The organism is Pantoea sp. At-9b (genome assembly GCF_000175935.2).
GTDB lineage: Bacteria > Pseudomonadota > Gammaproteobacteria > Enterobacterales > Enterobacteriaceae > Pantoea.
Genome location: NC_014837.1, coordinates 103,798 through 123,447, shown reverse-complemented (window position 1 = coordinate 123,447; position 19,650 = coordinate 103,798). Strand labels below are relative to the sequence as shown.

The window sequence follows — 19,650 nt, the reverse complement described above, 5'->3', positions numbered from 1 at the left end:
TCTTTGTGATTGAAAAAAGGGTGCAAAATAACGCTCCTTCTGTTTATGGACCGAAATTAATTAATATCGGTTAACTGAAATAATCACGCCGCTTATCTTTTCATAACTCACTGAAAAATCTCCAACCCTCTGCAAGTAACGGATTTTTCACCCGTGTGATTAATCTCACACAAATTTGACAAAATTCGGAATTTGTCTTAACAGACGAAACAATTTTTAATACCAGCGAAAGACAGATGCAACCGGGTAATGAATTCCGCACAGGGTTTGAAAACAGGCTGTCAGTCGTTAATTTTTTTGAAGTATAGTCCAGCAAATGAAAAAGGCCCCGATTGGGGCCTTTTTTCTCAACAACCTGGCTTATGCTCCGGCAATCGGCTGGTTCTCATCCTGGTCCACCGCAAAGCAGGCTATTTGCTGCTCGCCATATGTTTTCAGCTTCGGCTGCAACTGCACGCAGGTGCCGAAGCGGCGGCGACAGCGCGCGTTGAAGGCGCAACCCGGCGGCGGGTTCAGCGGGCTGGGCAGCTCGCCGGTCAGCTTGATACGCTCACGACGTTCATCCGGGTTGAGGCGGGGCGTGGCCGACAGCAGCGCCTGGGTATACGGATGGCGCGGATTGCTGAAAATCGCTTCTTTACTGCCCTTCTCCACGCAGCGGCCAAGGTACATCACCATCACTTCATCAGCGATATGTTCCACCACCGACAGATCATGGGAGATGAACACGTAGGACAGACCGAGATCCTGTTGCAGGTCCATCATCAGGTTCAGCACCTGCGCACGCACTGACACGTCGAGCGCCGAAACCGGTTCATCAGCGATCAACACATCCGGGTCCAGCATCAGACCACGGGCAATCGCGATACGCTGACGCTGTCCGCCGGAGAACATATGCGGGTAGCGATCGTAATGTTCAGTTTTCAGGCCAACCTTCGCCATCATCTCCAGCGTTTTTTCCCGACGTTCCGCCTTGGTCAACGTGGTGTTGATCACCAGCGGTTCTTCCAGAATCTGGCTGATTTTTTTACGCGGGTTCAGTGAGCCATAGGGGTTCTGGAACACAATCTGAATTTTCTGCCGACGCAGCTTCTGCGCCTGCGGATCGTGCTTCAGCAAATCCTGACCATGCCAGTACAGCTCGCCCTCGGTCGGGGTTTCAATCATGGTCAGCAGACGGCCAAGGGTGGATTTACCACAGCCCGACTCCCCAACCACCGCCAGCGTTTTGCCGCGCTCCAGATTAAACGACACGCCATCCAACGCTTTGACCAGGCGCTCCTGGCCGAACAACCCTTTCTTCACCGGGTAGTGTTTTTTCAGGTCAATCGCCTGCAACAGGTAATCCTGCTGTGTATTTTCATGACTCATAAGTCGGTCTCCCGGCATCATCCAGTGGGAAGTGACATTTGGACTGACGGCCCGGAATGTCGCGCAGTTCTGGCTCTTCGCTACGGCAACGGTCAGTCACGTAGGGGCAGCGCGGATTCAACAGGCAGCCGGTTGGGCGATCGTATTTGCCCGGCACCACGCCAGGCAGCGAAGCCAGACGTGCTTTATCCGCCGCGAACTCCGGCAGCGCGCGCAGCAGCGCCTGGGTATACGGATGACGCGGGGCTTTGAAGATATCCGCCGCTTTGCCACTTTCCACCACTTGTCCGGCATACATCACGATGATGTGTTGTGCCGCTTCCGCCACCAGCGCCAGGTCATGGGTGATCAGGATCAGCGCCATGTTCTCCTGCTTTTGCAGCTCCAGCAGCAGCTCAATGATCTGTGCCTGGATGGTCACGTCGAGCGCAGTGGTCGGTTCATCGGCAATCAACAGCTTGGGTTTACAGGCGATCGCCATGGCGATCATCACGCGCTGGCTCATCCCCCCCGATAACTGATGCGGATAAACATCCAAACGTGAAGCCGGATCGGGAATTCCCACCTGTTCCAACAGGTCAATCGCGCGCTGACGGCGGGTACGGCGGCTGCCACCCTGATGCACTTTCAGCGCTTCCATAATCTGAAAACCCACGGTGTAACAAGGGTTGAGGCTGGTCATCGGGTCCTGGAAGATCATCGCCACTTCCGCTCCCACCAACTGGCGGCGCTCCTTTTCGGAGATGCGTTGCAGATCGCGCTGGTTGAACTCCAGCTTTTCTGCCATCACCCGACCGGGATAATCAATCAGACCCATAATCGCCAGCGAGCTGACCGATTTACCGGAGCCAGACTCACCCACAATGCCGACCACCTGGCCCTGCTCAACCTGATAGCTGATGCGGTCAACCGCACGAAACGGTGTTTTTTCGTCGCCGAAATGCACCGACAGTTTTTCTACATTTAATAACGCCATCTCGGTGCCTCTTTACTGCTTGAGTTTCGGGTCGAGTGCATCACGCAAACCATCGCCCATGAGGTTGAATGCCAGAACCGTGAGCAGGATGACCACTCCGGGGAAGGTCACGACCCACCAGGCACTTTGCGCGTACTGCAACACGTCGGAGAGCATGGTGCCCCACTCCGGCGTCGGCGGTTGCGCCCCCATACCGAGAAAGCCCAACGCCGCCATATCAAGGATGGCGTTGGAGAAACCTAACGACGCCTGCACAATCAGTGGCGCCAGGCAGTTAGGCAGAATATTGACGAACATCTGGCGCAGCGTACCGGCACCGGCCACGCTGGAAGCCGTGACGTAATCGCGGTTCACTTCCACCAGCACCGCAGCACGCGTCAGACGGATATAGTGCGGCAGCGCCACGAAGGTTAATGCCAGCCCGGCGTTGACAATCGACGGACCAAAAATCGCCACCAGCACCAGTGCCAACAGCAGGCTGGGCAACGCCAGCATAATATCGACCAAGCGCATAATGGTGGCATCTACCGCACCACCGAGGTAACCGGCCATCAGACCAAAAACCACCCCGAGGATCAGCGACAGTACCACCACCAGACAGCCCACCAACAGCGACAGACGTGCGCCATACATCAGGCGCGACAGAATATCGCGGCCAACATCATCGGTGCCGAGGATAAACTTCCAGCTGCCCCCCTCCTGCCACACCGGCGGATGCAGCAACGCATCGCGGAACTGTTCAGCAGGGGCGTGCGGCGCAAGAAACTCAGCGAAGATGGCGATCAGCAGCATCAGAATGATGAACACCAGGCCAATTACCGCGCCTTTATTACGTTTGAAGTAGTGCCAGAATTCCTGAATCGGGGTCATCGGCTTGGGTGCAGCGCTTACGCTTGCGGGATCAACAGCAGACATGATGCCCCCTTATTTCTTATGACGGATACGTGGGTTAACCACGCCGTACAACAGATCAACCAACAGGTTGACCAGGATGATCAGAATCGCCACCAGCAGCACGCCGCCCTGCACCACCGGATAATCGCGGCGTTGCAGCGCTTCAATCAGCCAGCGCCCAAGGCCCGGCCAGGAGAAGATGGTTTCTGTCAGGATGGCCCCGGCCAGCAGCGTACCGACCTGTAAGCCGATAACCGTCACGACCGGCAGCATGGCGTTACGTAAGGCATGCACCACGATCACACGCATACGCGTTAACCCTTTGGCACGCGCGGTACGGATGTAGTCTTCGCCCAAGACTTCCAGCATCGAAGAACGTGTCATACGCACAATCACGGCCAGCGGGATGGTACCCAGCACGATGGCAGGCAGGATCATATGCATCACCGCATCTTTGAAGTCGCCCGGTTCGCCCCAGATCAGGGTATCGATCAGCATAAAGCCGGTCAGCGGATGACTGTCGTCGAGGAAGATGGTGTCACTGACACGCCCGGAGACCGGCGTCAGGTTGAGCTGCACCGATACCAGCATGATCAGCATGATGCCCCACCAGAAAATCGGCATCGAGTAACCGGTGAGTGAAATGCCCACGGCGGTATGATCGAACACTGAGCCGCGTTTGACCGCCGCCAGCACCCCGACCGGAATACCCACGGCAACGGCGAAAATCATCGCACAGATGCCCAGCTCCAGCGTGGCTTTAAAGCGCGGTACGAATTCGTCCCACACCGGAATGCGGCTTTTCAGCGAGATACCTAAATCACCGTGCAATACGCCGTTGATGTAGGTGAGATATTGTTTCCACAGGGGTTGGTCAAGACCAAACATCGCCATCAACTGGGCATGGCGTTCTGGCGAAATACCACGCTCGCCCGCCATGATCAGTACCGGGTCGCCGGGGATCAGGTGGACAAACGCAAAGGTCAACAGGGTAATACCGATAAACGTTGGGATGACAAGGCCCAGACGTCGGAGTATGAACTGCAGCATAAGCCGTACTCTCAGTCATTTCCCGCAGCGTTGCCGCCGGGGACTACATTGCTCAAAACATGCATCCGGCACATAGCCGAACGCGACGCCAGAAGCGCTTCAATAAAAAGAAATTAGCCGGAAAAAAAGTGCGGAGTGCGGGCGGCGAAGAAGCCGCCCGAGGGCCGACGGCGTCGGCCCTGACCGCCATAATCCGAAAGGTTATTCCTGGATATCGACGTTTTCGAAGTGATGTTTACCTAACGGGTCAACCACATAGCCGGTCACTTTCTTGCTGACTGGCTCATACACAGTCGAGTGCGCAATGATCAGAGCCGGAGCCTGGTCATGCATAATCACCTGTGCCTGTTTGTAGTACTCAATACGTTTGTTGTGATCGGCTTCAGCACGCGCTGGCTGAATCTGATCCTCAAACGGCTTGTAGCACCAGCGTGAGTAGTTAGAACCGTCTTTCGCCGCTGCACAGCTGAACAGGGTAGCGAAGAAGTTATCCGGATCCCCGTTGTCACCGGTCCAGCCCATCATCACGCTCTGATGCTCACCCGCTTTGGCGCGCTTCAGGTACTCGCCCCACTCATAGGTAACGATGTTGGCTTTGACACCGATTTTCGCCCAGTCAGCCTGAACCATTTCCGCCATACGACGGGCGTTCGGGTTGTAAGGACGCTGTACCGGCATCGCCCACAGATCGATGGTGAAACCATCTGGCAGGCCCGCTTCTTTCAGCAGCTCTTTGGCTTTCGCCGGATCATACGGATAATCCTGCACCGCGTCGTTGTAACCCCACATGGTCGGTGGGATCAGGTTTTTCGCGGCCTGGCCAGCACCCTGATAAACCGCATCAATGATGGCTTTCTTGTTCACCGCCATGGTCAGTGCCTGACGCACTTTCACGTTATCCAGCGGTTTTTTCTCGGTGTTGAACGACAGGTAGCCGACGTTCAGACCCGGTTGTTCCATCAGATTGATGTTTTTGTCTTTCTTCATGCTGGCGATGTCAGCCGGGTTCGGGTACGGCATCACCTGGCACTCGCCTTTCTGCAACTTGGCGTAACGCACGGAAGCATCTGGCGTGATAGAGAAGACTAAGCGATCGATCTTCGGCTTGGTGCCCCAGTAGTCCGGGTTCGCTTTGTAGAGGATGCGCGAGTCTTTCTGGTACTGCAGCAGCTGGAACGGACCGGTACCCACCGGGTTCAGGTCCACTTTTTCCGGCGTACCGGCTTTCAGCATGTTATCCGCGTACTCTTTCGACAGGATAGAAGCGAAGTCCATCCCGAGGTCAGCGAGGAACGGAGATTCCGGACGGGTCAGCACGAAGCGCACGGTGTTGTCGTCCACTTTCTCGATTTTGCTGATCAAGTTCGGCATGTCCATGCCTTCGAAGTACTCGTAGCTGCCGCCAGAAACGCCGTGGTACTTGTTGTTTTTATCGAGCTGACGCTCGAAGGAGAAAATCACGTCATCCGCGTTGAAGTTACGCGTCGGTTTGAAGTCTTTGGTGGTTTGCCACTTCACGCCTTTGCGCAGATGGAAGGTATAGGTTTTGCCGTCAGCGCTCACATCCCACTTCTCGGCCAGGCCCGGTTCCACTTCTGTGGTGCCGATTTTGAATTCAACCAGACGGTTGTAGATCGGTACGGAGCTGGCATCGTAGGTAGTACCAGAGGTGAACAGCTGAGGGTTAAAGCCTTCCGGCGAACCTTCTGAACAGTAAACGAGGGTTTTCGCCTGGACACCCGCGGCAACGGTCATAGCAATCAGGCTCAGACCGACCTTCAGCATCCTGGATTTAGCCAGGGAGTTGATCATGTTTTGCTCCATTGTGATGTGATGTTGTGTGCGTTGCGCCTGACCTCTGATTTTTTTGTGCGGTTCAGGCAAGTCACTTTTGTGACCAAAATGCGAGTCGTTGTTTTTGTTGCGCTGGCACCGTGGAATCTGCCAGACGCGTCGGACTCTGCATCTATTGACGCATCAATTTGTCAACAGTTGCAAAGAACGTCAATACAAGGTGGGGTTATTTACAGAGAGTGTGAGTAACCGCAAGCAACGATAAAAAACACCCTTCAACCGGTAAGCCAATATTTAAAAAGGTGATAAAGCGCGCTATGCCGAGTGATTATCTGGCTATATAGCCAAATGACAGTGATTATCACCGCTAAAAAACATACAAATATTACCGGTAAATGTTGAATATATGAACGATTCCCCGTGCGCTATGACGTTCAGGCAGCGAAATATGCTGCACTAATGGCATAAGAAATCAGCAAAAAGCAAAAAGCGGTCATAAGAAGAATGTGTCGCGAATTAAGCGGCGAGCTGAGAAGTGGCAAGGGATTGATAGCGGCGAACAGGAATAATGACGACTAACGGGCGATCGGCGGACGTAAGGGGTGAAAAGTTAACTTTTGGTAAACGACAGGCGAAAAAAAACCTGCTTTTACAAGCAGGTTTCTTCAATTTGGTCGGTGAGAGAGGATTCGAACCTCCGACCCCTTCGTCCCGAACGAAGTGCGCTACCAGGCTGCGCCACTCACCGATGGGGGCGCATCTTACTGCGCTGCTCCAGGAGCGTCAATCCCTTTTTGTGCAAATCCATGCGATCGCCTGGAAAGCAGGCAGCGGAGAAAAAGCCCTCGCTGCTCAACAGGTTCAGGCAAAAATTACAGCGGTTTGGCCTCAGAGGTCGCCGCCGGTGCCTGGCACCAGTTATTCGCGGCTTTAATGCCGCCGTCCGGCGAGCTATAGCCCAGGCAGCCAAGAATGGTGTCAAACAACTCGACGTGGCGATGCGTCTTGCCTACCCGCTGCTGCGCCTGTAACCGCTCGAAATTGCTGCGATTGGTGGGATCGGCCAGATACTTATCCGAGGCCCATACCATCATCGGCACCCGGAACTGCTCCGGGGGAGCCATCTCACGCGGCGTACCGTGCAGATGCATATTCTCACTGATTGACTCACCGTGGTCGGCGGCATAAAACACAATCGCCTTCTTGTCACGCAGCTGATCAAACACGCTATCGAGCATGGTATCGACATATAAAATCGAGTTGTCATAAGCGTTAATCAACTGCGCTTTGCTACAGGTTTCATCCACCCCCATACACTCCGGCTGGTAGCGGGCGAAGCTGCGCGGATAGCGCTGTGAATACAGATAGTGCGAACCTTTGGTATGCAGCACCACCAGATGCTTGCCTTGCGGAAAACGTTCCAGCGAGGCCTGTAACTCCGGCACCAGCAGCATATCGTCCACCGGTTTTCCCTGATTACGCTTCTCAGAACCAATTTGTTCGCGGAAAGAGAAGTTATTCACATCGGCGTTATCGTAGAACCACACCTCACTCTGCATGGCGAACAACTCGGAGGTGAAACCTAACTCTTTCAGCACCGCAAAAATGTTCTGCTCTTTCAGGGTACGGCCCGGATTATCCATCGTGCCACCTTCGCGCACGAACATGCAGCGCAGCGACAGTTTGGTGGCGGTATCGCAAGACTCGCCACGGAACGCCACCAGGTTCTTCTCTTTCGACAGTTTTGGTGTGGTATCGCGCTGATACCCCAACAGTCCCATATGATCCCAGCGCGTGGTTTCACCAATCACAAACACCACGTAGGTATCATCAATCCCCGCCGGAGCCACGTAGGTGAACTTTTTCGCCGGGTCCAGCAGCTCCTGACTATCGACCTTTTCATCCAGTTTGGTCCAGGCAAACAGCCCTAACGCGGCAATCCAGTTTGAAGGCAGATAAGAGTGCGCCACCACGCCGCCGTAGCTGGGCAGATCGATATTGGTGATCTCTTCGTTGGCTTTTTGCAACTTGTCAAAATAGCGGATCGGCAACCATACCAACGCGACGCTCAGCAGCAGAATCAGGGTCGGCTTGATGCGTTGACCCGGTGTTTTCAACTGCTCAATCAGCGTTTTGCTCAGGTTATTGCGCCAAATCATCAGCAGTGGCAAGGCGCTGACCAGCACCATCCACACCACAAAATGCAGACCGATGACTTCTTTTGACAGGTCAACATCGGTAGTCATCACCGAGGCGACAATGCCGTAGCCAATCACCACGTTAAAAAACGCCATGTAATAGGCAGCAGCGACCGAAATCACCACCAGCAGACTGGCGAGCACGCGGTAAGCCCATTTGCCACCGAGCGACAGCAGCCGCATCAGGAAGAAGGTCAGCAACACTGCGGCTACCACTTCGACCAGCGCTGAGGTCCAATTTATGAGTGAGGATTTCGTCAAAAAACCGTCAAAGCGGCGATAAAAAATCGGCAAATTCAACAAGATGCCGATATACAGCGCGAGCAACAGTGACAGCTTCTGCTGCGTTAAGGTTTTAATATAATTCATGAATTTATTGATTCCCGGCTGGTGTCGGAGCTTTAACCCTAAAGTGGGACTGTGTAAAGACAATAGAGTTCGCTTTTGCCGCAGAAAAGCGTGATGCAACGAACTGTTCGGGAGGAATCTGAACCGAGGGCATAGCGATTTTGCGAAGTGGCTCAGTAAAACATGCGTTAAGAAGTGTGACCAGACAAATCTTGTCATCGGTCCGGGTTGAGCATTTTTTGCACACATCAAAAAGTAACGTATCTCGTAGCGAGCGATTTATCGCGCTGTTTTCAAAAGCGCGCGATAAATCGCGCCGCTACGTATCAACACGCTCTGGCTTAATTGATGATATTCAGCGTCACATCAATATTGCCACGCGTGGCGTTGGAGTAAGGACAGACGATATGCGCGGCGTCGACCAGTTTCTGCGCTTCAGCGGCATCCATCCCCGGCAGATGAATATTCAGCTTCGCTTCGATGCCGAAGCCGTTGGGGATCGGGCCAATACCCACTTCACCTTCAATCCACGCATCTTTTGCAATGGCAAACTTATCGCGCGCAGCAACAAACTTCATCGCGCCAAGGAAGCAGGCAGAATAACCGGCGGCAAACAGCTGCTCCGGGTTAGTCACTTCACCGCCCGCGCCGCCCATCTCTTTTGGCACACCCAGTTTCACATCCAGCACACCATCAGAAGAGGTGGCACGGCCATCACGACCACCAGTGGCTTTGGCTTTTGCGGTATAAACAACTTTCTCTAAAGACATGATAACCTCACTAATTCGCTATTTTATCGTGCGCTATCTATCTGGCGCAGCCTGATACGACACAGGTGCAGCGCACCCGCAGTTAATTACTTCGCGCGATTCAGATTATCGCGCAGATCGTCCAACTGGTTTTTCAGCGCCAGCAGCGTTTCATCATCACACGCCGCAGCGCATTTGATCGCTTCCGGAATGGATTCTGCTTTCTGGCGTAATGCCCTTCCCTCGTCGGTCAGGGTCACGACAACCTGACGTTCATCCTGACGCGAACGCGCACGGCGCAACAGCCCGGCGCTTTCCAGCCGTTTCAGCAACGGCGTCAACGTAGCGGAATCGAGAAACAGCTGCTCGCCGATCTCAGACACCGTCACATCATCTTGCGTCCACAGCACCAGCATCACCAGATATTGCGGATAGGTGATTTCCAGCTGTCCCAACAGCTGACGATAGACCTTGTGCATCGCCAGGTTCGCCGAATAGAGGGCGAAACAGAGATGCTGATCCAGCTTGAGTGGCGTCTGCGACACTTTTTTGTCATCTTGGTTACTGTTCATGCGATTTAATATAGATAGCGCGCTAGACAATTGCAAGCTACTTTTTCCCGGAGCAGACCATGATGCGGGATTCACTGGAAGACCAGGCGCGCCGCTATGCCACCCAGGCCCACGCCGAAGCCGGACAGCGTCGCAAATACACCGATGAACCCTATATCGTCCATCCTGCGGCGGTGGTCGAGCTGGTACGCAGCGTCACTGATGACGAAGCGATGCTGGCGGCGGCGTGGCTGCACGACACGGTGGAAGATACGGCCAGCACCCTGGAGGACATCGCCAGCCGCTTCGGCCCACGCGTGGCTGAACTGGTGGATATGCTCACCGACAGCGCCCAGCCGCAGGCGAAAAACCGCGCGGCACGTAAGCTGGCGCACTTCCGCCATACCGCGCAGGCATCCCCCGAGGCGCAAACCATCAAACTGGCGGACATCATCGATAATACGCGTGCCATTGTGCAATTCGATGCCGATTTCGCCCGGGTTTATTTGGTGGAAAAACAGATACAAATTCAGCTGTTACATGAAGGGGATAAACATCTTTGGCAGCAGGCGGATAGTATTATTCGTCAGGGGTTGGCCCAGTTGGCGCAACCGCCGCATAGCGTTCCGGAGAGTTGGTTTGTGAAGCAGGCGGCTAAGTATGGGGTGGCGTGATGTTCAGCCCGCCAGACGGCAGCGGTTTAGCTCTGAGGAGGTTCCGCCCGCTGGCTATGAGAAGGTTCCGCCCGCCAAACATCAGGGAGTTTCAGTTGTAACGTGCAGGCGGACGGGTTAAGGCCCGAAGGCGCGGGCCTTAACAATCCGCGCCTTGCGGCGTCCTCGCGCAGCGCATAGCGCTGTTCCCTCGCTTATCACTCAGGCCATACGGACCGCGCGGATTCGCCATCCATGGCTCATTCCGCTCTCTCGCCACATCCATGCGGCTCGTCCTGGCCTTCCCTCTGCGCTCGGCGCTGCGGATGCCGTCCACCCCACCGCCTGAAAGACCGCAGGAAAAAACAGAAAGCTAAAAATAAAAATCAAAAGCGAAAAGAAATAAACAGATAGGTAAAAGGCGTACAGCGGGGGGTGGGGCGCCATCCGGACTCGCTGAGTGAGTGAAGGCTGCCAGGATGAGCCGCATGGATGCGGCGAAAGGCGGCGTTGAGCAGGAGCGAATCGACGCCGGTCCGTCGGCAGCGTGAAAGAGCGAAGGCACCGCGCAGCGGCGAGGGAGGCTGGCGCGAGGCCCGGGATTGCAAAGGGTGCGGCCAGGCACCCTTTGCTCGGTCGCCGCACCGGCGAACTGAAACTACATCAGCCCGAGGCGAACGAAACCCGCTCAGTGCGAACGAAACCACCTCGGAGCGAACGAAACCACCTCGGAGCGAACAAAACCACCTCAGTGCAAAAAAAAACCCGCCATCAAGGCGGGTCAGAACCGAATAGTCGGTGTTTACTCAAGTAGTTGTCGACCCAGATAGGGATTGGCCTGCAGCAGCTTCATCAATTTACGTGCCGTAGCGGAAGGGCGCGTGCGTTGCGCCTCCCAGCTTTTCACTGAAGAGACGCTCACCCCCATCACGCGGGCAAATTCATCAACCTGCATGCCGGTCATCTCTCGTAAACGCTGTGGCTCGGGAACTGATGCCCTTTGCAGGGCGATTTCAGATACAGAAGGCTGTGCATCACGTGTCAAAACAATCTGCTCAAGACTACTAAGTAACTCGACCATTGGATCTTTTATTTCCATAGAGAACTCCTTAAAACTCACTATGAATCACGTGAAAGTAGAGAGGTAAAGCGTCCACAGACGCTGAAACCGGCCAGTTCAGGCTGCATCCCGCAGCGGTTTAAGAAGAGTTGTTGTCAAACCGTTACGGGACACAGCCTGTTGCACACTGCGAAAAGATGTCAGAGCAATGCAACAATAGGCCGGGTTTCTAAGTATGGGTCAGATCCCCGGCTTTGCTGCCTTATTTCCTGAGTATTTTTTAATCTTTCTTATACCGCAGCAGGCTCAATCACCATAAGTAACTGTCCTGCCTGTACTTGCTGCCCGGCCTGCCGTTGCAGACTATGGATTTTTCCGCTAACCGGCGCGACGATCGGGATTTCCATCTTCATTGATTCGAGAATACCAACGGTCGCTCCCGCTTCAATGTCACTGCCAGGTGTGACCAGCCACTGCCAGACGCTGCCTGCCACCTGACTCTCCACACCACAACAATCAGCCGGGATGCTGGTCTCCTCATCGACGGACTCCGGCAATTGGCTATCAAAGGTAAACTGCCCTTCTGCGCGCCAGCGTGCCAGTTCGCTATCGAACGCCTGCTGACGTTGCTGCTGGAAGCGGTCGATTTCCGTGGCTTGCTCTGCCAGTAGCGCCTGATAATCGGCGAGACGGAATTCCCCCTCTTCCATCCGCAAGGGGTAATCCCCCCATGGGAAACGATCGCGAATCTGTAACAGCTCGTCGGCACTCACCGGATAGAAACGGATCTGGTCGAAGAAGCGAAGCAGCCAGGGTTGGGTAAACGCTGACGTTTGGCGGTCGCGGTTCCACATCTGCAAAGTGCGCCCGACAAACTGATATCCCCCCGGTCCTTCCATGCCGTATACGCACAGATAGGCACCACCGATCCCCACCGAGTTCTCCGCCGTCCAGGTACGCGCCGGATTATATTTGGTGGTCACTAAGCGATGACGCGGATCGAGCGGAGTCGCTACCGGAGCGCCGAGATACACATCGCCCAGCCCCATCACCAGATACGCGGCGCTGAACAGAATCTCTTTCACCGCCTCAACGCTTTCCAGGCCGTTGATACGACGGATAAATTCAATATTGCTCGGACACCAGGGCGCATTAGGGCGGACAGACTGGCTGTAGCGTTGGATCGCGATACGGCAGGCTTCATCATCCCAGCTGAGCGGCAGCCACACGGTGCGCGAGGGCACGGCGGCATCAGCTAAGGTTCCCAGTACCTTATCAGCGTGCAAAATGTGCGCCAAAAGCTCACTTCTTGCACACCGCTGCGCGTCATAATGGACCTGTAAAGAACGGATGCCCGGCGTCAATTCGAGCTGACCCGGCAGCGGATGGGCCTCCAGCCACTGCATCAACGCATGAACACGAAAACGCAGCGCGATATCTAACAGAAGATCGCCATACTCCACCAACAAGAAACGGTCACCGGCGGCGCGCACGCACAGCGATGGCAGCACCCCGGATGCTGCATGTTGGTGCAACACGGGATCAATCAGGGGCAGCGCTGCGCTTACCGTTAACGGTTGAGGTTGCAGGCGGGCGATCTCTTCACGCTGCGCCTGCGCCAGTTGATCGGCACTCGCCAGATCGATCGGCAGAAACTGCACCCGATCCCCGGCTTTCAACTGACCCAGTTTCCACAGATCGGCCTCGATCACGGTGGCCGGACACACGAACCCGCCAAGTGACGGACCATCCGGACCAAGGATCACCGGCATATCACCGGTAAAATCGACGGTGCCGAAGGCATAGGCATTGTCATGGATATTGGAGGGATGCATCCCCGCTTCGCCACCATCGCTACGCGCCCAGGTGGGTTTCGGCCCGATCAGGCGAATACCAGTGCGGCTGGAGTTGTAGTGCACCTGCCACTCGGCGGCAAAGAATTCCCGGATATCCTCGTCGGTAAAGAAGGTCGGTGCACCGTGCGGTCCGTAAATCACCCGCAACTGCCAGTGCCCGCTCAACTCAGGCAACAACGCCTGCGGCAGTTGCGCCGTCGGCAATTCAGCCGGTGCCGCCAGATGCAGCACGTCCCCCGCCCGTAGCGCACGCCCGGCATGGCCGCCAAATTTGCCCAACGTAAAGGTGCTGCGGCTGCCAAGGTAGCGCGGCGTATCCAGCCCACCGGCCAACAGCAGATAACTGCGGCTGCCGTTGCTGACTTCACCCAGCGTCAGGGTTTGCCCGGCCTGCGCGGTAAGCACCTGGTTCATCGCAACCACTTGCTGATCGAGCTGTGCCGTCAGCACCGCACCGGTCAGGACAAAACTACAACCTTGATTGAAACGTAAGGTGGGACCGCGCAGGGTGATCTCCAGACCGGCCGCCTGAGGATCATTAGCCAACAGGCGGTTACCCAACTGGAAGGCTCGACTGTCGAACGGCCCGGATGGCGGGACGCCGACATGCCAGTAGCCGGTGCGCCCCGGTGCATCCTGCACCGTGGTCAGGGTGCCGCCGCTGATAATATCCAGCGTCGGCGGTTGCCACTGCACGCCGCCAAGGGTGGCGGTGATGATGTGTCCCTGCTGTACCTCCGCGAGAGTCAGCAGATGGCGCAGCCACAGCAGATTGGTTTCGATGCCGTACAGCTCGGTCACATTCAGCGCCTCGGTCAGTCCGGTCAGCGCCTGGTCGCGATCTGCACCATGCACAATCACCTTCGCCAACATCGGATCGTAGAACGGCGAAACCTCCATGCCACTCTCCACGCTGCTGTCGACGCGCAGCGTAGCGTTGTCCAGTTGTTCAGGAAACGCCACCTGACTGAGCAAACCCGCGCTGGGCTGGAACTGCTTCGCCGGATCTTCGGCGTACAGTCGCACCTGAATGGCGTGACCATGAGCCAGCGGCTGCAAACTGGCGAGCGGCGGCAACGTCTGCTGTGCCAGCTGTACCATCCAGCGCACCAAATCCACGCCATATACCATCTCAGTGACGCCGTGTTCCACCTGCAAACGGGTGTTCACTTCCAGGAACCAGAACTGCTGGCTGCCCTCGTCATAAACATATTCCACTGTCCCGGCGCTGCGGTACTGCACCGCACGTCCCAGCCGCACCGCTGTCGCCTGCAATTCTGCGCGTACCGCGTCACTCAGGCCCGGTGCCGGGGTTTCTTCCATCACTTTCTGGTTGCGACGCTGCGCCGAGCAATCACGCTCGCCCAGCGCGATCACCTCGCCAGCACCATCGCCAAAGATCTGCACTTCAATATGACGCGCCCGGGCGATAAATTTCTCTAAAAATACGCCATCGTCGGCGAAATTGTGGCCTGCCAGCCGTTTTACGCGGGTAAACGCATCGGCCAACTGCTGCGCATCATCACAACGTTGCATACCTATGCCGCCGCCGCCCGCAGTGCTTTTTAGCATCACCGGGTAGCCGATCTCGCTGGCGGCGACCTGCGCCTGCTCCAGCGACGTCAGCAACCCACTGCCCGGCAGCAGCGGCACATTATTTTGCTGCGCCAGCGCACGGGCGCGGTGCTTCAGACCAAAGGCCGCCATCTGCTGCGCGTTCGGCCCGAGGAAATGCAGGCCCGCCGCCTCGCAGCGATTCACAAAATCGGGGTTTTCACTGAGAAAACCGTAACCGGGGTGCAGCGCCTGCGCGCCGCTCTCGGCGGCAATCGCCAGCAGTTTGTCCTGGTTCAGATACGTGTCGCGCACCTGGCCTGCACCCAGCGACCAGGCCTCATCCGCCAGTCGCACATGGCGCGCATGACGATCGGCTTCGGCATACACCGCGATCGCCTTAATATTCATCGCTTGTAAGGTGCGGATAATGCGCACCGCAATCGCGCCACGGTTGGCAATCAATACACGCTCAATCATGACTTCTACTCTCTTTCCGGCAGGTCGTCCTGCGCTGGCATTGACGGCAGATAACGGGTCGTCCCGTTGCGTCAGAAGATCACCACACGCTGACTAAAATCGGCGTGGGGTTGTAACCGTTGCAAGGGTTGTTGAGCTGCGGGCAGTTGGAGATCAGCACCAGGATATTCATCTGCGCCACCAATTCGACATACTTACCGGGCGCGGAGATTCCGTCCGCGAACGTCAGTCCCCCCTCGTGCGTCACCGGCACGTTCATGAAAAAGTTGATGTTGTGGGTGATGTCGCGGCGCGTCAGGCCGTATTCCGGGTGCTCAGCCACCGCCAGCATCCAACTGTCGCGGCAGGCGTGCATATGCCGCTTTTCAAGGTCATAGCGCACGGTGTTGCTCTCGGTGGCGCAGGCACCGCCAAGGGTATCGTGGCGGCCACAGGTGTCGGCGACAATGGTCAGCATTGGCCGATCGTCATTGGAACGCAGCACGCTGCCTGCGGTGAGGAACACGTTGTGCTGGCCGCGCAGCGTGTCACTCATGCTGTAGCGCTCGGCGGTGTCGTCAGCATTGAAGAACAGCGTATCCGCCGCCTGATTGCCTTCCAGATCGGTGATACGCAGCGTCTGGCCCTTTTCGATGCGATGTAGCCAGTAATCCCCGGCACCAATCTGCTGCTGAAAATGTGCCTCCGCCGGATTGCGTAAACTTTCTTTGATCATCACCACTCTCCCTGCAATTGATAAAGGGCGTTATTGCGCAGGCCGCGCTGGTTTTCCGCACGTTGCAGGCAAATCTCCGGCAGCGGCGCACGTTGCGCATCGATGTGTATTCCCAGCGGCTGACGCGGATAGTCACCGGCTGGCGTCAGCGGATGTGGGCAGGTATGCAGCAGCACCAGTGTGTCCATCGCGAAACGCAACCGGACCTCGGCCCCTGTAGCGCCCTGTTGCTCGCGTTGCAGCGTGCCGTTGTCATCAGCGCGTACCCGGGCAAAAAAGTTGATGCAGGCCGCCATGTCTCGCTTGCCAAGACCGTATTTCGCCAGCTCGACGAGGAAACTGTCGTAGCCGTTCTGATGGCGCTGGTTACGTGCCTGCTGATAATCGCTGGCACCAAATAACGCAGCGGTTTGCTGCGCATTAAGCGTGCCACACACGCTCTCGTGCCAGCCGAAGCTGTCGGCTTCGATGCCGCAAAAGATGCGCCCCATGTCGGAATAGAGGCAGTGCCCGGCGGTCAGGCGAAAGGTGTGCTGGCACTTGAGGGTGTCCGGCGCATTGTAGCGCTCCAGCAGGTTTTCCGGGTTGTAGAACAACATGCCAACATTGGCACCCCCTGCCACATCGGTGAGGGTCAGTGCACTGCCACTGCGCATCACAAACGACCAGTGACTTCCGGCAGGTAATTGGGTTTGATACGACGTCGTCATCATTCTCTCCTTCAGGCAACCTGCGATTCTGGCAGCGCTGCATCAGCAGGCCGCTGCCGATCGAGCGGCAGGTCGTAAGTAATGGTTGCGCCCCAGGCTTCCGGCGCGTGCGGATCGTGGCGCAGTTTGTCGAACACCAGCAGACGGGAGGCGAGACTGAAGCCCTCTTTCAGATCGTGGGTGATCATGAAGATGGTCAGGCCGTGCTGCTGCCACAGCTGCGTGATCAGCTGGTGCATCTCACTACGGATACCCGGATCGAGCGCACCAAAAGGTTCATCCAGGAGCAAGATACGTGGTTGCTTCATCAACGCCTGCGCCAACGCCAGACGCTGCTGCATGCCGCCGGACAACTGGTGCGGATACTTGCTCTGCGCGTGTTCAAGCCCGACCTGCGCCAGCATCGCCCGCGCGCGCTGACGGATTGCCTGGCGCTTGCGCCCCCAGACGCGTCCCAGCCAGCGTGCGGTACTGAACTCTTCCGCCAGCATCACGTTGCCAAGCACCGTCAAATGCGGGAACACCGAGTAGCGCTGAAATACCACGCCACGGTGGGCATCGGGTTCATCGGGGATCGGCTCGCCGTCCAACAGCAATTGCCCTTTGGTGGGCGCTTCAGTGCCCAACAGCATATTGAGGAAGGTGGTTTTACCGCAGCCGGACGCGCCAACAATGGCGACAAACTCCCCCGGTTCCACGCTGATATTCAGACGTTCCAGCACCACTTGCTGGCCGTAGTGCTTCTCAAGATTTTTCAGTTGCAGTAGCGGCATGTTGCGCTCCTTATTTGGCGTAGTACCACGGCCAGCAGCGACGGCTAATCAGCCGCAGCAGCAGGTCGAGGGCAAAGGCCAGCAGGGTGATCCAGGCGACATAAGGCAAAATCACGTCCATCGCCAGATAGCGACGCATCAGGAAGATGCGATAACCGAGTCCCTCGGTGGCAACAATGGCTTCTGCGGCGATCAGGAACAGCCACGCCGAGCTGAGTGACAGGCGCACCGCATCAAACAGGCGCGGCATCAGCTGTGGCAGGATCACCCGCCACAAAATCTGCGCACTGTGGCCGCCCAGCGTCTGCGCTTTTACCAGCTGCTCACGCGGGATTTTCTCCACCTGAAGTTGTAAATCGCGCGCAATCAGCGGGGTGATGCCGATAACAATCAGCACCACTTTCGACACTTCGCCCAGACCAAAGCAGATAAACAGAATCGGCAGAATCGCCAGCGGTGGCACCAGCGCGAACAGCGTCACCAGCGGGGCCAGCACCGCGCGTACCACCGGTAGCGCGCCGGTGAACAGGCCAAGCGCCAGCGCCAGCATGGCGCTAATCAGCACACCACTCAGCAGACGTATCAGGCTGGCGGCGGTGTCGGTCCATAACAGATATTCGCCGGTGCGCGGGCTGGGCTGAAACGCCATCCGGTTGATAGCGTCGCCCATCGCGTTAAAACCCGGCAGCAGCTTATCCGCCGCATTCAGGATTAAACGCGCATCCGACGCGAACAGATAGACCAGCAGCACCGCCAGCAGCGGCAGCACACCGAGCAACAGGCGGCCCATCGGCAGCGGTTGGTAGTTAATCAGTTTACGCATCGGATTTGCCCCCGCTTACAGCTGGCCTGCGGCCGCCAGTTTGGTGTACGCATCGGTAAAACGCAGTTTGATGTTGCCCGCGTTACCCCAGTTACCGGCCGGTGTCTCTACGCCCACCACATCCGCGCTCGGCGCAGCCTCACCCAGCAAACCGTGTTTGAAGGAGAACTCTGCAACCAATTGCATGGTGGCTTTCAACTGCGGGCTGTCGACGAAATCGAGGGTGGTTTTGGCATCGCTGAACAGATGGGTCGCGGCCAGTTGCTGGTCAAATCCGGCCAGATCGGTGCCGGATGCCTGCGCCATTTGCGTGCGTGCCGCGACGGCGGTGGCACCCGGGCCAGACATGTTTTGCAGGGTTTCATACCAGGCACCAGTCAACGCTTTGCCCAGCTGTGGGTACTTCTTCAGGGTGTTGGTGTTGACCACCAGCAGGTCGAGGATCTCGCCCGGGATCTGTGCTGAGGAGAAAATCAGGTGGCTGTTCGGCACCTTCTTCGCTTCCGCCAGCAGCGGGTTCCAGGTGACGATGGCGCCAACGTCCGGGGTGCCAAACGCCGCGACCAGATCGGCATCCGCAGTGTTGACCACCTTGACGTCTTTCTCGCTCATACCGGATTTTTCCAGGGCGCGCGCCAGCAGGTAATGCGACACCGACAGCTGCACCAGGTTAATCGGCTTGCCTTTCAGCGCCGCCACGCTATCCGCGCCTTTCAGCAAGATGCCGTCGTTACCGTTGGAGTAGTCACCGACGATCAACGCCGTGCTGTCGACGCCACCGGTGGCCGGAATCGTCAGCGCATCCATGTTGGTCATGGTGCAGCCATCAAAGCCGCCTGCGGTGTATTGGTTGACTGACTCGATGTAGTCGTTGACCTGCACAAACTGGATGTCGATGCCGTATTTATCGGCCCATTTTTTCACGATGCCGTTCTGTTGGGCGTAATCCCACGGCATCCAGCCTGCATAAATGGACCAGCAAATCTTGAAGGAGGGTTTAGCGGCAGCCAGCGTGTTAACGCTGAACAGCGCGATGGTGCAAAGCAACAGCAAACGAAGGCAGGCTTTGATCATGGTGGTTCCTCTGACGTTAGC

Annotated in this window: 16 protein-coding genes and 1 tRNA gene; 1 reads left to right on the top strand and 16 read right to left on the bottom strand. The window is 56.6% G+C overall.

The window, feature by feature from the left end; translation table 11 throughout:
• Positions 1–360: 360 nt before the first annotated feature.
• From dppF to PAT9B_RS00510, 9 genes are all read right to left on the bottom strand, one after another.
• Positions 361–1,371 carry a dipeptide ABC transporter ATP-binding subunit DppF gene (gene dppF, locus PAT9B_RS00550; RefSeq protein ID WP_013507307.1) on the bottom strand — a complete coding sequence of 337 codons (1,011 nt, stop codon included), beginning with the start codon at positions 1,369–1,371 and terminating at the stop codon, positions 361–363.
• Positions 1,361–2,347: a dipeptide ABC transporter ATP-binding protein gene (dppD, locus tag PAT9B_RS00545; protein ID WP_013507306.1), complete on the bottom strand. Its 987-nt coding sequence runs from the start codon at positions 2,345–2,347 to the stop codon at positions 1,361–1,363. Before dppD ends, dppF begins: the two co-directional genes overlap by 11 nt.
• Positions 2,348–2,359: 12 nt before the next feature.
• On the bottom strand, positions 2,360–3,262 hold the full coding sequence (dppC, locus tag PAT9B_RS00540; protein WP_013507305.1) for a dipeptide ABC transporter permease DppC: 903 nt from the start codon (positions 3,260–3,262) through the stop codon (positions 2,360–2,362).
• Positions 3,263–3,271: 9 nt separating this feature from the next.
• Positions 3,272–4,291 carry a dipeptide ABC transporter permease DppB gene (gene dppB, locus PAT9B_RS00535; RefSeq protein WP_013507304.1) on the bottom strand — a complete coding sequence of 340 codons (1,020 nt, stop codon included), beginning with the start codon at positions 4,289–4,291 and terminating at the stop codon, positions 3,272–3,274.
• A 201-nt stretch (positions 4,292–4,492) separates the two neighbouring features.
• Positions 4,493–6,103 carry a dipeptide ABC transporter periplasmic-binding protein DppA gene (dppA, locus tag PAT9B_RS00530; RefSeq protein WP_013507303.1) on the bottom strand — a complete coding sequence of 537 codons (1,611 nt, stop codon included), beginning with the start codon at positions 6,101–6,103 and terminating at the stop codon, positions 4,493–4,495.
• A gap of 653 nt (positions 6,104–6,756) precedes the next feature.
• Positions 6,757–6,833 (bottom strand) — tRNA-Pro (locus tag PAT9B_RS00525).
• A 124-nt stretch (positions 6,834–6,957) separates the two neighbouring features.
• A complete protein-coding gene (gene eptB / locus PAT9B_RS00520; RefSeq protein ID WP_013507302.1) occupies positions 6,958–8,652 on the bottom strand; it encodes a kdo(2)-lipid A phosphoethanolamine 7''-transferase in 1,695 nt (564 codons plus the stop codon).
• A 320-nt stretch (positions 8,653–8,972) separates the two neighbouring features.
• Positions 8,973–9,401 (bottom strand): organic hydroperoxide resistance protein, encoded by a 429-nt coding sequence (locus PAT9B_RS00515; protein ID WP_013507301.1) that lies wholly within the window; start codon positions 9,399–9,401, stop codon positions 8,973–8,975.
• A gap of 86 nt (positions 9,402–9,487) precedes the next feature.
• Positions 9,488–9,952 carry a MarR family winged helix-turn-helix transcriptional regulator gene (locus PAT9B_RS00510; protein WP_013507300.1) on the bottom strand — a complete coding sequence of 155 codons (465 nt, stop codon included), beginning with the start codon at positions 9,950–9,952 and terminating at the stop codon, positions 9,488–9,490.
• A gap of 62 nt (positions 9,953–10,014) precedes the next feature.
• Between PAT9B_RS00510 and PAT9B_RS00505 the strand changes: the two genes are divergently transcribed.
• Positions 10,015–10,605, top strand: a complete 591-nt coding sequence (locus PAT9B_RS00505) for an HD domain-containing protein (protein WP_041525883.1) — start codon at positions 10,015–10,017, stop codon at positions 10,603–10,605.
• 781 nt (positions 10,606–11,386) lie between these two features.
• On the opposite strand, the gene PAT9B_RS00500 is transcribed toward PAT9B_RS00505, so the two are convergent.
• From PAT9B_RS00500 to PAT9B_RS00470, 7 genes are all read right to left on the bottom strand, one after another.
• Positions 11,387–11,683, bottom strand: coding sequence for an HTH-type transcriptional regulator (locus PAT9B_RS00500; protein WP_013507298.1), 297 nt, complete (start codon positions 11,681–11,683; stop codon positions 11,387–11,389).
• A 251-nt stretch (positions 11,684–11,934) separates the two neighbouring features.
• Complete coding sequence (gene uca / locus PAT9B_RS00495) at positions 11,935–15,534, bottom strand: urea carboxylase (RefSeq protein ID WP_013507297.1); 3,600 nt, start codon at positions 15,532–15,534, stop codon at positions 11,935–11,937.
• A gap of 79 nt (positions 15,535–15,613) precedes the next feature.
• Positions 15,614–16,249 carry an urea amidolyase associated protein UAAP2 gene (locus PAT9B_RS00490; protein ID WP_013507296.1) on the bottom strand — a complete coding sequence of 212 codons (636 nt, stop codon included), beginning with the start codon at positions 16,247–16,249 and terminating at the stop codon, positions 15,614–15,616.
• Positions 16,249–16,959, bottom strand: coding sequence for an urea amidolyase associated protein UAAP1 (locus PAT9B_RS00485; RefSeq protein WP_013507295.1), 711 nt, complete (start codon positions 16,957–16,959; stop codon positions 16,249–16,251). Before PAT9B_RS00485 ends, PAT9B_RS00490 begins: the two co-directional genes overlap by 1 nt.
• An 11-nt stretch (positions 16,960–16,970) precedes the next feature.
• On the bottom strand, positions 16,971–17,732 hold the full coding sequence (locus tag PAT9B_RS00480) for an ABC transporter ATP-binding protein (RefSeq protein ID WP_013507294.1): 762 nt from the start codon (positions 17,730–17,732) through the stop codon (positions 16,971–16,973).
• A 10-nt stretch (positions 17,733–17,742) separates the two neighbouring features.
• Positions 17,743–18,555, bottom strand: coding sequence for an ABC transporter permease (locus tag PAT9B_RS00475; protein WP_013507293.1), 813 nt, complete (start codon positions 18,553–18,555; stop codon positions 17,743–17,745).
• A gap of 15 nt (positions 18,556–18,570) precedes the next feature.
• Positions 18,571–19,629, bottom strand: a complete 1,059-nt coding sequence (locus tag PAT9B_RS00470) for a putative urea ABC transporter substrate-binding protein (RefSeq protein ID WP_013507292.1) — start codon at positions 19,627–19,629, stop codon at positions 18,571–18,573.
• Positions 19,630–19,650 lie beyond the last annotated feature (21 nt).

Coding starts and splice junctions, on each gene's coding strand:
- dppF (WP_013507307.1), bottom strand. CDS start 1,371: ATGAGTCATGAAAATACACAGCAGGATTACCTGTTGCAGGCGATTGAC.
- dppD (WP_013507306.1), bottom strand. CDS start 2,347: ATGGCGTTATTAAATGTAGAAAAACTGTCGGTGCATTTCGGCGACGAA.
- dppC (WP_013507305.1), bottom strand. CDS start 3,262: ATGTCTGCTGTTGATCCCGCAAGCGTAAGCGCTGCACCCAAGCCGATG.
- dppB (WP_013507304.1), bottom strand. CDS start 4,291: ATGCTGCAGTTCATACTCCGACGTCTGGGCCTTGTCATCCCAACGTTT.
- dppA (WP_013507303.1), bottom strand. CDS start 6,103: ATGATCAACTCCCTGGCTAAATCCAGGATGCTGAAGGTCGGTCTGAGC.
- eptB (WP_013507302.1), bottom strand. CDS start 8,652: ATGAATTATATTAAAACCTTAACGCAGCAGAAGCTGTCACTGTTGCTC.
- PAT9B_RS00515 (WP_013507301.1), bottom strand. CDS start 9,401: ATGTCTTTAGAGAAAGTTGTTTATACCGCAAAAGCCAAAGCCACTGGT.
- PAT9B_RS00510 (WP_013507300.1), bottom strand. CDS start 9,952: ATGAACAGTAACCAAGATGACAAAAAAGTGTCGCAGACGCCACTCAAG.
- PAT9B_RS00505 (WP_041525883.1), top strand. CDS start 10,015: ATGCGGGATTCACTGGAAGACCAGGCGCGCCGCTATGCCACCCAGGCC.
- PAT9B_RS00500 (WP_013507298.1), bottom strand. CDS start 11,683: ATGGAAATAAAAGATCCAATGGTCGAGTTACTTAGTAGTCTTGAGCAG.
- uca (WP_013507297.1), bottom strand. CDS start 15,534: ATGATTGAGCGTGTATTGATTGCCAACCGTGGCGCGATTGCGGTGCGC.
- PAT9B_RS00490 (WP_013507296.1), bottom strand. CDS start 16,249: ATGATCAAAGAAAGTTTACGCAATCCGGCGGAGGCACATTTTCAGCAG.
- PAT9B_RS00485 (WP_013507295.1), bottom strand. CDS start 16,959: ATGACGACGTCGTATCAAACCCAATTACCTGCCGGAAGTCACTGGTCG.
- PAT9B_RS00480 (WP_013507294.1), bottom strand. CDS start 17,732: ATGCCGCTACTGCAACTGAAAAATCTTGAGAAGCACTACGGCCAGCAA.
- PAT9B_RS00475 (WP_013507293.1), bottom strand. CDS start 18,555: ATGCGTAAACTGATTAACTACCAACCGCTGCCGATGGGCCGCCTGTTG.
- PAT9B_RS00470 (WP_013507292.1), bottom strand. CDS start 19,629: ATGATCAAAGCCTGCCTTCGTTTGCTGTTGCTTTGCACCATCGCGCTG.